The organism is Nostoc sp. WHI (assembly GCF_015714725.1).
In the GTDB taxonomy this organism is placed as follows: Bacteria; Cyanobacteriota; Cyanobacteriia; order Cyanobacteriales; family Nostocaceae; genus Nostoc.
On sequence record NZ_WBKM01000097.1, the window covers coordinates 18,362 to 33,290 of the forward strand.

Annotated in this window: 13 protein-coding genes; 5 read left to right on the forward strand and 8 right to left on the reverse strand. The window is 42.3% G+C overall.

Features of this window, described 5'->3' with window-relative positions; genetic code table 11:
- Positions 1–107 precede the first annotated feature (107 nt).
- Positions 108–692, forward strand: a complete 585-nt coding sequence (locus tag F8S12_RS09835; RefSeq protein ID WP_196516116.1) for an Npun_F5749 family FMN-dependent PPOX-type flavoprotein — start codon at positions 108–110, stop codon at positions 690–692.
- 54 nt (positions 693–746) lie between these two features.
- Here F8S12_RS09835 and cysE read toward each other — a convergent pair whose 3' ends face one another.
- The 8 genes from cysE to F8S12_RS09875 all read right to left on the reverse strand — a co-directional run bounded on the left by cysE (position 747) and on the right by F8S12_RS09875 (position 10,719).
- A complete protein-coding gene (gene cysE, locus F8S12_RS09840; protein ID WP_196516117.1) occupies positions 747–1,511 on the reverse strand; it encodes a serine O-acetyltransferase in 765 nt (254 codons plus the stop codon).
- 124 nt (positions 1,512–1,635) lie between these two features.
- Positions 1,636–2,127: a hypothetical protein gene (locus tag F8S12_RS09845; protein WP_196516118.1), complete on the reverse strand. Its 492-nt coding sequence runs from the start codon at positions 2,125–2,127 to the stop codon at positions 1,636–1,638.
- Positions 2,128–2,291: 164 nt separating this feature from the next.
- Positions 2,292–2,777: a nucleotide exchange factor GrpE gene (locus F8S12_RS09850; RefSeq protein WP_196516119.1), complete on the reverse strand. Its 486-nt coding sequence runs from the start codon at positions 2,775–2,777 to the stop codon at positions 2,292–2,294.
- Positions 2,770–3,384, reverse strand: a complete 615-nt coding sequence (locus F8S12_RS09855; RefSeq protein WP_196516120.1) for a molecular chaperone DnaJ — start codon at positions 3,382–3,384, stop codon at positions 2,770–2,772. Before F8S12_RS09855 ends, F8S12_RS09850 begins: the two co-directional genes overlap by 8 nt.
- Positions 3,385–3,397: 13 nt before the next feature.
- On the reverse strand, positions 3,398–6,130 hold the full coding sequence (locus F8S12_RS09860; RefSeq protein WP_196516121.1) for a peptidase M, neutral zinc metallopeptidase site: 2,733 nt from the start codon (positions 6,128–6,130) through the stop codon (positions 3,398–3,400).
- Entirely contained in the window at positions 6,130–6,624 is a 495-nt protein-coding gene (locus F8S12_RS09865; protein ID WP_196516122.1) for a LysM peptidoglycan-binding domain-containing protein, read from the reverse strand. Before F8S12_RS09865 ends, F8S12_RS09860 begins: the two co-directional genes overlap by 1 nt.
- A complete protein-coding gene (locus tag F8S12_RS09870) occupies positions 6,621–8,837 on the reverse strand; it encodes an Hsp70 family protein (RefSeq protein ID WP_196516123.1) in 2,217 nt (738 codons plus the stop codon). The genes F8S12_RS09865 and F8S12_RS09870 overlap by 4 nt, the downstream gene beginning before the upstream one ends.
- Before the next feature lie 220 nt (positions 8,838–9,057).
- Entirely contained in the window at positions 9,058–10,719 is a 1,662-nt protein-coding gene (locus tag F8S12_RS09875) for a DUF3352 domain-containing protein (protein WP_196516124.1), read from the reverse strand.
- Between the two features lie 145 nt (positions 10,720–10,864).
- On the opposite strand from F8S12_RS09875, the gene F8S12_RS09880 reads away from it, so the two are divergent.
- The 4 genes from F8S12_RS09880 to psbA all read left to right on the forward strand — a co-directional run bounded on the left by F8S12_RS09880 (position 10,865) and on the right by psbA (position 14,897).
- Positions 10,865–11,224, forward strand: a complete 360-nt coding sequence (locus F8S12_RS09880) for a rhodanese-like domain-containing protein (RefSeq protein ID WP_196516125.1) — start codon at positions 10,865–10,867, stop codon at positions 11,222–11,224.
- Positions 11,225–11,673: 449 nt separating this feature from the next.
- Positions 11,674–12,834 (forward strand): HrcA family transcriptional regulator, encoded by a 1,161-nt coding sequence (locus F8S12_RS09885; protein WP_196516126.1) that lies wholly within the window; start codon positions 11,674–11,676, stop codon positions 12,832–12,834.
- A gap of 12 nt (positions 12,835–12,846) precedes the next feature.
- Positions 12,847–13,521 carry a DUF2834 domain-containing protein gene (locus F8S12_RS09890; RefSeq protein WP_196516127.1) on the forward strand — a complete coding sequence of 225 codons (675 nt, stop codon included), beginning with the start codon at positions 12,847–12,849 and terminating at the stop codon, positions 13,519–13,521.
- Positions 13,522–13,814: 293 nt separating this feature from the next.
- Complete coding sequence (gene psbA / locus F8S12_RS09895; RefSeq protein WP_196516128.1) at positions 13,815–14,897, forward strand: photosystem II q(b) protein; 1,083 nt, start codon at positions 13,815–13,817, stop codon at positions 14,895–14,897.
- Positions 14,898–14,929 lie beyond the last annotated feature (32 nt).

Genomic DNA, 14,929 nt, shown 5'->3' on the forward strand with positions numbered 1-14,929 from the left:
TTCTTGGCGTTAGAGAACTTTTAGGAATCACTGGCGCTCAACCAGGAGTATCGAAGTGGTAGTATGTTCAGGAATACCTAGCGTTAGATTACCAACAGAATTGTATAATGTCCCTTGCTCCTTGGCGAAGCGCGATCGCCCATGCCCTCCATCGCAACCGCAGCCTTGTTTATGCCCGCTACCTGCAACTAGCAACGGTTCAAGCAGGCGATCGCCCCGCTAATCGGACTGTAGTCTTTCGTGGCTTTCTAGAAGATACAAACCAGCTAAAATTTATTAGCGATCGCCGTAGTGCTAAAGCCGATCAGATACAGCAACAACCTTGGGCAGAGATTTGTTGGTACTTCCCCAATACACGAGAACAATTCCGCATCACTGGCTGTTTGACCCTAGTAAGCAGTGATGATTCTCACCAAGATTTACAGCCAGCCCGGATCAGTATGTGGCAAGAACTCAGTGATGCAGCGCGTTTACAGTTTGCTTGGCCTGATCCTGGTAAACCCAGAATCAAGGAAGCAGAAGCTTTTGAGCCACCACCGCCCGACGCTGTGCAGCCAGTGCCTAATTTTTGCCTACTGCTACTTGACCCGGTGCAGGTAGATCATTTAGAATTGCGCGGCGAACCACAAAATCGATGGCTTTACCACCGAGATGACCAGCAAGAGTGGTCTAGCCAAGAAATTAATCCTTAAATATTGTTAGTTAGGAATTAGGAATTATTTTTTATTCTTAACTCCTCACTTTATTTAAATGCCAGCACCATCTAGAAACTCCTGGATAGCCTTATCCTTGAGATTACACCAGCGATCGCCTTCTGATAGTTCAGTTTCTTTGGCAGCTAAAGAACCCGCCAAAACCAGAATTTTTTCACAAGAGTGGGTACTCTGAAGAGTTTGGATTTTTTCTTCCAGCGATTCAATTCGGTCTACTAAAGCACGAATCACTTCGGCTTCTGAATCTGGTAAGTTACTGTGTTCAAGGGGTGCAACCCGCACTCCAGAACGATATATGATCCGCCCAGGCACGCCTACCACAGTACAGTCAGAAGGGACATCCCTTAAAACAACAGACCCAGCGCCAATACGGACATTATTGCCAATTTGGATATTGCCCAGCACCTTCGCTCCAGCCCCGACTACGACATTTTCACCTATAGTAGGATGGCGTTTGCCACATTCTTTACCAGTACCCCCAAGGGTAACACCTTGATAAATTAGGGCATAGTCTCCCACGATCGCAGTTTCACCAATTACTACACCCATTCCGTGGTCAATAAACACACTTTGCCCAATTGCTGCACCTGGGTGGATTTCAATTCCAGTGAAAAACCGAGCCAAGTGAGAAATTAGACGGGGGATAAAGGGAAGGCCAATATTATGCAGCCAGTGAGCCAGCCTATGGAATAGTAGGGCTTGCAAACCAGGGTAACAAAATAAAACTTCCAACCAGTTACGGGCAGCTGGGTCACGTTCAAATATGATACGAAAGTCAGCAAGTAGTATAGATAGCACGAGATAGCACCCTCGGAAAGCACAACAAGCTACTCTCCCATATTATCCTCTCAGGTGTTACAGCTAAAAATTGGGCATTAGGCATTCGTTGGCTCTTCTTCCCCTGCTCCCCTGCTCCCCTGCTTCACGGCTGCTCGACCGTCAGAGTATAATCGCGCTTGACCCCAGGATTAAATGTACCTACCCAAATCCGATAAGTACCATTTTTCCAGTTGCGATCGCCAACACTAGCATCTTTCTTTTTGCCAGTGTCATCGCCGCAACGAATCGTTTTTTCCTCAGGCCCTTGGATGAGTAAAGTGGTGTCGTTGTTGTTGCTATCGACTTGTATTGTCAACTGCGAAAAATCCTTTTCCAAAACCATAATGTGATCTGGATTGGGATCGGCAAAGCCAATACAGGCTTTTTGATCGCGATCGCGGTTAGTTATGGCAGACAATGAGTAAGAACCACCTGTAAACCCCTGCACTGTTCCTTGTGCTGGAGCAAAGTTTGTTGATAAATTGAAAGTACCAAAATTTGCTGTCTCTGCTATTACAGGGGTAGCTGTGATGGCGGTAAGTATAGCCAACAGCCAGCCGTTTCTAAACTGAAGTCGGGGGCGATAGTATTTCATGGTAGCCCTCCAACAGGCTTTTAAATTAGTAATGATATATACATATTCTACTTAAAAAACTCCAGTAAAATTTCAGTTGAATGTGCCACATTAAAATGTGCCACAATTAATGACTTTGAAAGCAGACAGGTAATTGCTAGGTTGTATCTTGATCTAAACAGCAGCTACAATTCCCCAAGTGATGATTTAGATGTGATTACCTCTGTTGGACGCAGGGTCTTTTCTCCTAAAGTAAACCCTCCACGGACGATTTTAGTAATTGTTTGGTCTGCTATATCATTTCTTACTTCACGATCAACAACACGACATAAATTAAAATCTGGCTGTCTACTTTGCAGTTCTATTTTTATAGGTAAGACTTGGCGCTTTCCTATTACACCGAGAAACTTACGATTAACCGCCTCTACAGACTTGGGTAAACGCTGGATAAATTCTAGGCTGGGGTTGGGGTTCTGTTTTAGATAATCCAGTAAGGCTTCTAGTGCATCACCAATTTCTAGCAGTTCTAAGAATAAATCTTCAGTGTTTGCTGCGGTTTGGGTTTGCTGTTCTCGCAAGGACTGTTGTAGTAAAACTTTGTCCTTTTTGAGGTTTTTAATTTCTTGTATAGTCAAGTCGAACTTTTCCTGACTGATAATATAATTAAACATGAGAAGCCTCTTTTGATAACATCGGTAAAGTTTTAGTTGCCCAAGTTTTCACTTGCGGATGAGTATGGTTACTCAAAAGCTGACAAAGCGCGATCGCTCTTTCTAGCTGTCCACCCATTTTATAACCTTTAATTAGCCACATTTGGGCTTGAATGTAATCTTTGCTATTGTGGTCTGTACAACCTTGGCAGTAGTCTTCGAGGTATTTTATCGCTTTGGGATACTGTCCCTCTTTACAAGCTGTCATGCCCTTGGTAAATAATTCTGATAAACTTATTGGCAAAGGCTCTCGCTCTAGATATTCTTCTTGGGTAGCTTGAGCGATCGCTTGCTCCAATCCATCAAATTCTGGCAATAATATCAGTTTAAGGGCTGGTTGAAGCAAAGCCGATAAATCACTATATTTGAAGTGCTTAATAGTGGGTAGTATGGGGCGCAAATAGTCGGCTATAATGCGTTCCTCTGGTTTCAGTAAACTTTTTTGAGCTTTAGCGATGATATCCACAGGATGTTTTTTTTGCTTCATTGCCACTGCTACAGCTTTTGCAATTTCAGCTTTGGATGCTGCTGGGGATACACTCAGAATGTCATAAGGATTATATTCCATTGGATACCTTTAATTAACGAATATTTAGACTATGATAAATTTCTTGAAAAGCAGGTTCGTTTGGACAAAGTTCATAAGCCCAACGACCTAATTGCTGAATTAAATCAAAAGATAAATTGCGGTTTTGGATACCTTTAACCAAGATATTAATAAAAAACTCAGCGACATAGTTACGAATAGAGTTATGTTGTGAGTATTTGGCACGATGAACAGCTTCATCAAAGCGATCGTATTTCATCAGATTTTGAATATCCTTTAGTTCTTGGCTAAACCTGTAAACTTCTTGGACATTTGGATCATCTGGACAGAGTTCATAAGCCCAATAGCCTAATTGATAAACATCTTCAAATCCTAAATCACGATTTTTGAAACCCTTGATTAATATTTCTACACAAATGTCTGACACAATATTACGTAGACGTTGATGCTGGGATTCTTTAGCACGTTGAACAGCTTCTTCAAATTTATTATTTTTTAATAGCTTATCAATTAATTCTAATTCTTGGTTAAATTCAATTCTCTCAATTAGATCAATTACAATAGGATTTTGATTGTCAATTTCTTTAAGTTTTTGTAGTTCTCTCAGGGCTGTTGCTGATGAAATTTGTTCATTAGCAATTTGTTCGCGTATTTGTTCTGCCTTATACTCAGCTAGATAACTTTTAGCATCTCGACTTTCTAAAAGGCCATACCAAAACTGGGCAAACTCTAAATGCTCTTGAAATTCTGATATTGTTTGACGTTGCAATCCACAAAGTCTGTCTATTTCTTGTTGCCAATCTTGACTAGCTTGAATTTCTGGCTTTGCTTGCTTGAGAGGAATAATTGCCTCTCGCCATTTTTGTTGCTGTAGCTGATAATAAACTTCATGATAAGCGACAAATTTCTGAGCAAATGCTGCAATATCAGATTTATCTGTAGTTGAGGGTTTAGGTTTAAGTTGAATTGCTCTTTGATAATCTCCTTCTAAACAAGCTGCCACGGCTAATCCCCAATTTGTATAAAGGGAATTTAAGATTTTTGGATTAGTATGTATTCTATTTTCATAAATACCTTGCCATTGAGGAAGATAATTTTGATAACAAATAGGTGTGATAAATACATCTTTTATTTTCATTCCCCACTTTGGCGGCTCACCCATGAGATTTAGAGATACTACTTCTAATCGGTAGCGATCGCGCAGATACAAATACTCAATAATATTTGTATCTTTCATGTCTATTGCGGTTTCTATTCGACATTTTAATTCTAAAGAGACGGCGGCAAAATCTACAGGTTTATTTTCTAGCCAAGGCACATCTTGAAGGCTAGGATCTTCAGTTATATTTGCTAAAGCTGTTGATAAAGAAAATATTAAATTTATCAGATTGATCGGAGAAGTTTGAGCAAGATAATAATTTGCTACTGCCAAATTATGTAATGTAGTAATATTCGGCTGTGAAATCCAAGCTTCTTCAACTTTATCGGCAATAATTTTCCATTCTTTATCTTTCCATAATTCTGCTTCTAAACGTGGCTGAATATGCTCGTTGAGATTTTCCTCTACTAAAGGATCGGAACCAAATTTTTGGAGAAATTGTGCACTTTCTGTTTTAGCCTTCTCCCAATTTTCAGCTGCTACCAACTGCTCAATATTCTGTAGTTTTAGCAGCCGTTGACGTTGGGAAATATTTTTAATAATCTCTCGTTGCTTGCTAATATTAGCAGTAGATAACCCAAGCCATTCTTTATAAGCTACCTGCAAATCTTCTTGTTGGGCGTAGGCAAATCCCCGCAAATAAGCAGCTTGTTCTCCAGGTATAGCTTCTAGGTGAGTTAGTGCGATCGCCCATTCTTGAGTTTTAATTGCCACAAGTGCTAACCGGATTTGGCAGTATGTAGAGTTGGGCAAAAGCAATCTAGCATTTTTATAAAGAGATGCAGCCGCCTTAAAATCACCCGCTTTTTCTGCTGCTAGTCCTTGGCGAAACTGTTCTCTTCCTTTAAATGTTTTTTGTAGCTTTTGGAGTAAATCAAGTCCGTCAGGGCGAGAAAACTTAGCCAGGGCATTTTTTAAAAGTGCGATCGCTCCCTGTAATCTTCCTTCACTTTCAGCTTGTTGCACCTTTTCAAAAGCAGCTTCATAAATTTCTTCTTGTTGGACTTGAGCAACACTTGCAGCGATCGCCTGTCGTAGAGACTCCGTAGAATAAAGCTTTTCAGCCTCTCGGTAAACTGCGATCGCATTTTTATAGAACCGATTTTCTGCCTGAGACTGTGCCTGTGTCACTAAATTCAAAAACTGCTGTCGCCGTTGCAATTCTTCTTGGCACTGTTTGATTACCCGCGATATGCGATTATCGTGAATAATTTTGGTACAGCGCTGATAAATCGCGATCGCATTTGCAAGCGCTTCCGTTTCTAAAGGATCGCCCGTATCTTGCTTGAGAACGGTTTTAGCATTAGCAGCTAGTTTATCTACTTCTGCCACTTGATAGCGCCACTGCTTTAGTTGCTGAGTAAGGTTATCTAACAGCTTACCCAGTAGCAATTGACAAATCAAACGCTCCCAAAAACCTGGTTTTCTAGACCAGACAGCGAGAGCTTTTTCTGCAATCATTACTGCTTCTCGCAGGTGTTTGTTTTGGGCTAATTGTAATGCTTTTTCGCTGGCTTTTTTAGTCTGTGGTGCTTGCCTCCAGGCATCAATAATACCCACTCCCAGCAAAGTTTTAGTTAAAGCATTGAAACTATCAAGAATGCTCATCAATTGCCTTCCTTGCAGTTGGGGATTTTTAACACCTCCCCTACATCTATATAGTCTTCCCGTCCTTTGAGTCGGGGATTAGCTTTAACCATTACTTGCCAAGAGGTTCCCTCACCACAAAATTGTTGAGCGATCGCGCTGAGGTGATCTCCCAATTTGACAGTATAGGTAATTGGTTTTGGGGGTTCCTTAACTGTCACAGGGGCAGTATTAACTGGTAGTTTTAGAACTGGATTGGGAGAAGAGATAGTTAATGTGTGTAACTGTGGTTGCAGGAAGATAAAACTGCCCATTACACCCAACCCAATGCCGATAATGAGCAGGAGTAAAGCAACTCCTAGTTGCCAATTGGGAATTTTTACTTGTCGTAGAGGGTTTTCCACCTGCGGTAATTCTTGAAGCATCCGAATTACAGAAAGATCGGTATCACAGTTAGGACAAGTGTCACCTTCAATTTCTTGGTAATCACACACAGGACAGTTCAGCTTAATCATCGCGTTAGTCCTGTGAAAATGCTGTTCTTGGGTAACTCCTGATTTAGCCAACGCTGGATATCTGGTTGCAATTCACTCCACAAGCGATTGGCTTCCTGTTGCTCATCACTTTTCATAGCGGCAAGCATCCGAGAAAGTTTGTCAGACATGGCATTTGCTTGAGTCGGTGCAACCGCGTGGGCTTGATGGATTGCTAAAAGAGAAGCTTCAATGATATGGACTTCATTAGGTAGATTGTCAAGTTCTCGTCTTGCATCTTCACTCTTAGACTTGGAGAGGTTATTGGTGTTGATGGCATCTTGCAATTCTTGACTCAGCTTTTGCAATCGTTCCTGCTGTAGTTGGGGAATTATCGATCCGCAGAGTTTAACTACGCGATCGCATTCATTGACAAGAGACTCTACTTCTAGGCGTTCCTTAGACATGGATACCTGGAATTTTTTCAAGTTTGCAATAGCGTCATCGCGTAAATAGCCGCGTTCCTCTCCCGTATCCGGATCGATGATTTTGTTGGCTGACTCCACGACCGTTAAGGCTAACTTCAGCGCTTCTTCCACACCGAGAGGAGTTAGGTTTTGGTTATTGAGTTCTGCGATCGTTTTTTCTAATTCCTCATATATTTTCTGGTCTGCTTTCCCCCGCGAAAAGGTGTGAATCACTCTCTCTGAAGGGGCATTTTTCAATGTAGCGGTCATCTTTAGCTCACTATTTTTTTCATCTAACTCCAAGTTGACTAAAACTTCTGTCCCGCGTGGATAGGATTGCTTTAAACCCAACCAAATATTTCCAATACTTTCATCTTCATATATTCCATCTAAATCTTGCCTTACTTGATCGGGGCTGAGAATTTGCAAGTGAATCAAACGTTGTCCATCAGCAACAGTTTTAAAAGTGTGGGATGTAGTCACTGGTAAGATATCACCCCTCTGAATTACTTTCTCTTTGTTCTCTTCGCCATCCACCAGCTTGATAAAATAATCACGAGAAACTGTTGTTACTTTCTCTGTTAGTCCAGCCGCGACAATTGCTGCACCCTCCGCCACCGCATACATCGGACGGGGATGCACCACTACTTTATCTGCTCCAAAAGCTTCTCTGACTTTGCGTTGGACTACAGGAATTTGACAAGAACCGCCAACCAATAACACTACATCTACCATCTCTAGGTGATGTTCAGCGTCTTGTAGTGCTTGGCGACAAATTTGAATCGATCGCTCTACCAAATCAGAAATCATTTCCTCAAATTGCTCGCGGGTGATTTCTACTTCAATGGGAATGGCAATACCCAATTCATCTAATAATTGAGTCGCAGGAGCAATGTAAGATACTGTAGCAGTGCTTAGTTCAACTTTGGCGCGTTCTACTGCTAACTTCAAATCAGCATTAAATCGCACCCGTTGATAATGGGGCATTTTGGCAATCAAGCCATCAATATCAGCAATTCTTTCTTCCTGGGCAAATTGCTGTTTAACAAATTTGATAATGCGAGAATCAATGTCATCTCCTCCCAACCATAAATCTCCAGCTTTTCCCAGTTCAATAAATGAAGTTCCTGCTGCTTGAATCACCGAAGCATCAAAAGTACCACCACCAAAATCAAAGACTAAAATTGTTTTAAAATCTTCCCCAGTTGGAGAAAAACCGTAAGATATGGCCGCGGCTGTGGGTTCCGCTAGCAGTTCTAAGGGAGTGATTCCAGCTTTGAGTGCAGCTGTGCGGGTAGCATGGCGTTGTTTATCGTTGAAGTAAGCAGGAATGGTAATTACTGCTTGATCTATGAATTCGCCTGTTTTACCAATTCCTTGGCGATAAATTTGGGCATTTTGCACAACTTTTTTGAGAATTTCAGCAGAAATATCCTCTGGCTGATATTCCTTACCTCCTAGCCAAACTGCAATACCGTTGTCTGTTCCCTGACTCGGTTGAGCAATTTTGTAACCAAGTTCTGACTTTTGTTTTTGTACGGCTGGATCGCCAAAACCCCTACCTATCAAGCGCTTGATGGAAACAACCACATTTTCAGGATTAGCCCTGAGTTGGTTGTAAGCTGGATCTCCTACCAAAAATTTATTTTGCTCACAAGCAACAACCGATCGCGTCAGTTTCCTATCTGGGGGCGTGTTATCGTTAGCCGTAACTACTTCCACTTCTGCTAACTTAAAAGCGGCGACAGAATTAGTCGTCCCTAAATCAATGCCAATTGCTTTGCCCATTACCGATCGCTACCTGGGTATTGTATAAATTATTTCTGATGTATTTGATACTCACTGCCCCATCGAACCTAAATTTCTAAGCCAGCAGCCAGTACCTATCCAAAGATTACAAATACAAATAGCAAATGCTACAGAAAATCTACGTAAATATGATGGGACAATAAAATGCAGAAGGTAAAAGAATTTTTAACCTTCTGCACTTTCAACTTTGATGAAAATCTTACGAATTACCGAGTTTGAAGAAAACGCCACCTTTAAGCGATCGCGTGTCAGTTCCATAACTACTGACTGTGAGCGATCGCAGGTTGTTAAAAAATGGTTTACCTAAAACTTCCACTAGCTTAAGAATCGGTACTTGACGCTCTAACAAATTCTGGCTCTTTGTCCAGTCAAGATAGATGTAGCCTTGGTTCGGTTGGGGAATTGCAGCGATATTATCTTGAAAATTGGGATTGTCAATTAAGGAATTGTCCTTAGCTGTGAGGATTTCATTCATAGTTTCTAAGTCAGACGTGAAAATTTCGTAATTTCCTAAAGTTGTATGCAATCCCCGGACTTTTGTTTCAATGCTGAAAGATGCTCCTTCTTTGACATTGGTTTTTTTAGTAGCCGTGGTTAACTCTGTCCAGGCGGAGATTTTTTGCTTATCTATAGTCAGGGGATTGATGCTGAGTCCGTTGGATAAAGCGATCGCATCCAAACGCGCAACGCCTTGTTCTACATCCTCGGATTTTTCCGCCACAAAAATCCAATGGGGCGTTGTTTGCTCTTTCTGAGGTAACAATGCTATGGCATATTCTCCCTGTACCCAGCTAAAAATATCCTTTGGCAAATTTATCCCCCAGCGTTTTTGAACATCCGCCAAAGGTTTTGCTAACCGAGAAACCCCATCTTCCCCAGAACCATATATAGTTGCTGTTACTTGTCTCCAAAGTTTGGCTAAATCGCTGTTATCCAAATTACTCAAATTTGAGCCGGAAATTGCCAAACCTGCCGATGCTGGAATATACTGCAATGCTCCCACAGGTTTAGATAGTGGTGCAGATGGAGAGACAATTTCTGATGAAGTCAGAAAGGTAGTTTCTGCTAGCAATCCTTTGGGATTTAACGCCAAGGATATGATTTGGCTGTTATAAAGTTGTTCTGGTAACTCTAACCCTTGCCATTTTGCCACGATGGGAAGATTCAAGAAAGCTACAGCTAAACCTCCTTTGGGCAGTTCTTTGGTAGCTTTTTGGTATTCAGGGGAGCTAGTCAAATTTAAATCGGGTGCTTGGACGTTATTGATGGCATCTCGCAGCACTTTAGGCTCATTTGCAAACAACACAAAACCTTCTCCGACAACAGCACCAGCAAGCAAGTCTTGCTCTGGTTGAGAATTGTCATAAATCAGCTTTACGCCTTTGTATTTTTCAACAGCTAAGTTTGCCCCAGCTAACGCCCGTTTGGAAAACAACAACTCAACAAACTCGCGGCTTTTCTCCGGTTGCTGGGTTGCCAGTGCCAACAGATACCCAGGCTGCTGTCCATTTTCTAAGTCCCGATCAATATCTAAAGTGGTGATAGCTAATGTAATTTCATTCCCTAACCAGGGTTGAATGTCTTGTTTGTAATCTATGCCACTCTTAGCGAATAAACTGGTTTTGAGTTTAGATAGTTCCTCTTCGCGCCCCAATGCCTGCAAGCTGTCAGGATTTGCCAGTAATGATACCATTACAGGGGAAAGTTTCGACACAAATATGGCTGCATCAGACCCAGAGGTAGAAGCAATGAGTTTAGCCGGACTTTTGGCGAAAAACCAGTAAAAGCCACCGATCGCAATTACTAGCAGTGCGATCGCCCCTGCTACGATAAAACCGATAAATGAACGTTGCCTATTCACATTAAACCTATTAAAAAAGACAATTTACAGCCATTTAAGCAGAAAGCCTACCAGGATTTATCAGTTCTCTTAAGAATGGATACTCATGCCAAGGCAGAGATTTTCTGTCACTATAAATAGTATTAGGACTGTTTACAGAAACCTCATGACCGGGAACTCTTTTAGTCAACCCATGAACCAGATTAGTGTAGAAGAACTGGCACAACGTCTTTCTTCTGGTGATGCAAGCATACAGCTTGTAGATGTGCGCGAACCACAAGAATTAGCGATCGCTAGCATTGAGGGCTTTGTCAACCTACCACTGAGTGAATTTGCCGAATGGGGAGATCAAGTCCCTAACCTCTTCAATCCCCAAGCTGAAACCCTTGTACTATGTCACCACGGCATCCGCTCTGCTCAGATGTGCCAGTGGTTAACTGCTCAAGGTTTTACAAATGTGCAAAATATTTCCGGTGGTATTGATGCTTACTCCCTCTTAGTAGACCATTCAATTCCCCAGTATTAGCTTATGTTTAGGTGCATTACTTAGATGGAAGAATAACTTCCATCTCGCTTTTGCTATGCTGAAAATAGCAGTACATCAACTTAGGGGCTTGCCAGAAAAGCTTGCAACTTTCTCCACTGGCTACATATTTACGAAACTTTTCGACCCAATCTTAGCTGCGATCGCCGCAAAAATACGTATACAATAATACTTTTATAAGTTTAGAATTATGCGAAAATAAGGCGGAAAAGGATGTCGTAAATTCAAACTCTCAGCTTTTGCAGCTAAAGCCTAGATTCTATTTAGAGCGCACTTTTAAAGAGTGGTGTAGGTGAACCTTAAGATTAATTATCACAATATGATTGTATAATTTGTTATCTTAATTAATTATTAATATTCTTTAGTTTTCAATCAAATCCAGAAATTTTTCCAGACTTCGATTAAAATTTGCCTCTAGCAAAACACACCCTATGGAAGTCCAGTTAACAAATCGACAACAGCATATACTTTGGGCAACGGTACGTCACTATATTGCTACGGCAGAGCCTGTTGGTTCAAAAGCTTTGGTTGATGAGTACGATCTGGGTGTCAGCTCAGCGACAATTCGCAATGTGATGGGCGTTTTAGAAAAGTCTGGCTTACTTTACCAACCACACGCCTCTGCCGGACGCATACCTTCAGACTCAGGCTATCGCATTTATGTTGACCAGTTAATTACACCTTCTCTGCATTCGCGCAATGTGTCGCAGACAGACGCTATGCGTAGCTTGCTTCCACGTCCCTTGCGCGTCCCGCAGGGAAGTGGTACGGAAACTTTAGGGCGAGAAGTAGAGATGGCACTGCAAAAGCGCCTCCAGTGGGAAGATTGGAGTTTAGAAACCCTACTGCAAGGAGCCGCGCAAATTTTAGCAACCTTGAGTGGTTGCATTAGCTTGATTACTATGCCACAAACCACTACAGCGCTAGTGCGGCATCTGCAATTAGTGCAAATAGAAGCAGGACGAATCATGCTGATTGTAGTAACCGATGGTTATGAAACACATTCTAAGTTGATGGATTTGTCGTCAGTACCAGAGGAAACACAACGGGATTCAGAGGTAATCGATCGCGAGTTACAAATTGTTTCTAACTTTTTGAATAGTCACCTGCGGGGGCGAAGTCTGTTGGAATTAGCTAATCTCGACTGGAGTCAACTAGATCAGGAGTTCCAACGCTACGGGGAATTCTTGAAAAACTCAGTTGCCGAATTGACTCGTCGGACTCTTGCGCCGACTACAACACAGATTATGGTTCGGGGTGTAGCAGAAGTTTTACGCCAGCCGGAATTTTCCCAGTTACAACAAGTACAAACGATTATCCACTTGTTGGAAGAAGAACAAGACCAACTGTGGCGATTAATATTTGAGGAACCAGATACCGAAGATACAGGTAAACCAAAGGTAACGGTTCGGATTGGCGCAGAAAACACATTAGAACCGATACGCACTTGCACCTTAATTTCTTCCACATATAGCCGAGGTTCAATACCAGTAGGAAGTGTGGGGGTATTGGGGCCAACGCGCCTAGATTATGAAAGTGCGATCGCAGTCGTGGCTGGTGCTGCTGATTATCTCTCAGAAGCTTTTAGTTAGCTTGCTTAAATTATGGTAAGAAAAATTGCTTTTGGATTACTGTGGCTGGGATTCGTTGTCTATGCTTTTTTCCTCACTCCTCCCGAACAACCGGATACATTTGAGTTAATTAAAAACCTTTCTACTGGCGAGTGGCAAGGTATTAACCCGTTAGTCATAGCACTATTCAACCTCATGGGCATCTGGCCTCTTATTTACAGCGCAGTAGTGTTTATTGATGGCAGAGGACAAAAAATACCTGCTTGGCCGTTTGCCGTAGCTTCTTTTGGAGTCGGCGTATTTGCCTTGTTACCCTACTTAGCCATTAGGGAACCAAATAATAAGTTTGTTGGTAAAAAGAATACCTTGCTCAAGCTGCTAGATTCTCGTGTGACTGGTTTTGTTTTGACACTAGCCACGGCTATTTTAGTTGCCTATGGTTTAAGAGAAGGAGATTGGGTCAATTTTGTCCAACAGTGGCAAACCAACCGCTTCATCAATGTGATGAGTTTAGATTTCTGTCTACTTTGCCTATTATTCCCTGTATTACTAGGGGATGATATGACGCGTCGCGGTTGGAAAAATCCCCAGTTTTTCTGGTTAATAGCGTTGATACCGTTATTGGGCCCATTGATTTATTTATCTGTGCGTCCACCTTTACAAGAAGTGGGTGTAGAGTCTATATCGAACCAGCCAGCAGCGAATTGAAGAATAAAATACGTTTTTCATAATCGCTTCTCCTGTCAGAGACGTTGCGCGAACGGGTTACCCTCGAACGCGATGGAAGAAGACCGCACTGTTTCACCAAAATTTAAAATCCAAAATGGTATTACCGAAAGTCCCCTTTTTCAGTGAATTGGGGATTTTCTGTTGTGGGTGCGTAAATCCCAAGAGAAAATTTTTTCTGAAAGTACTTTACAAAACGCAATAAATTCTTTAAGATGTGTAACAGGTAGTCAAACCTACCTAATTCATTCACAAATAATTGCACTTATAAAACAATGACAGCAACCATTCAACGTCGCGAAAGCGCTAACGTTTGGGAGCGGTTTTGTAGCTGGATCACCAGCACCAACAACCGCCTATACATCGGCTGGTTTGGCGTAGTAATGATCCCCACCTTGCTAGCCGCCACCGCTTGCTTCGTAATCGCCTTCATCGCTGCCCCACCAGTAGACATCGATGGTATCCGCGAACCAGTAGCAGGTTCCTTAATCTACGGAAACAACATCATTTCCGGCGCAGTAGTACCTTCCTCCAACGCTATCGGCTTGCACTTCTACCCAATCTGGGAAGCAGCTTCCTTAGATGAGTGGTTGTACAACGGTGGCCCTTACCAATTGGTAGTATTCCACTTCCTGATTGGCGTATTCTGCTACTTAGGTCGTGAATGGGAACTATCCTACCGCTTAGGAATGCGTCCTTGGATTGCGATCGCCTACTCTGCACCAGTAGCAGCAGCAGCAGCAGTATTCTTGGTATACCCCATCGGACAAGGTTCCTTCTCAGATGGTATGCCCTTGGGTATCTCTGGAACATTCAACTTCATGATTGTTTTCCAAGCAGAACATAACATCTTGATGCACCCCTTCCACCAATTAGGTGTAGCAGGTGTATTCGGCGGAAGCTTATTCTCAGCAATGCACGGTTCCTTGGTAACTTCTTCCTTAGTTCGTGAAACCACCGAAAACGAATCACAAAACTACGGATACAAATTCGGTCAAGAAGAAGAAACCTACAACATCGTTGCAGCCCACGGCTACTTCGGTCGTCTAATTTTCCAATACGCTTCTTTCAACAACAGCCGTTCACTGCACTTCTTACTCGCAGCATGGCCTGTAATCGGCATCTGGTTCACCGCCTTGGGTGTAAGCACAATGGCGTTCAACTTGAACGGTTTCAACTTCAACCAATCAATCATTGATTCTCAAGGTCGTGTAATCGGTACTTGGGCTGATGTAATCAACCGGGCTAACTTGGGTATGGAAGTAATGCACGAGCGCAACGCTCACAACTTCCCCTTAGATTTGGCTGCTGGTGATGTTGCTCCTGTAGCTCTAACCGCTCCTGCTATCAACGGTTAATTCTCTTTCTTTAGTTAAATAAAAAGCGCTCT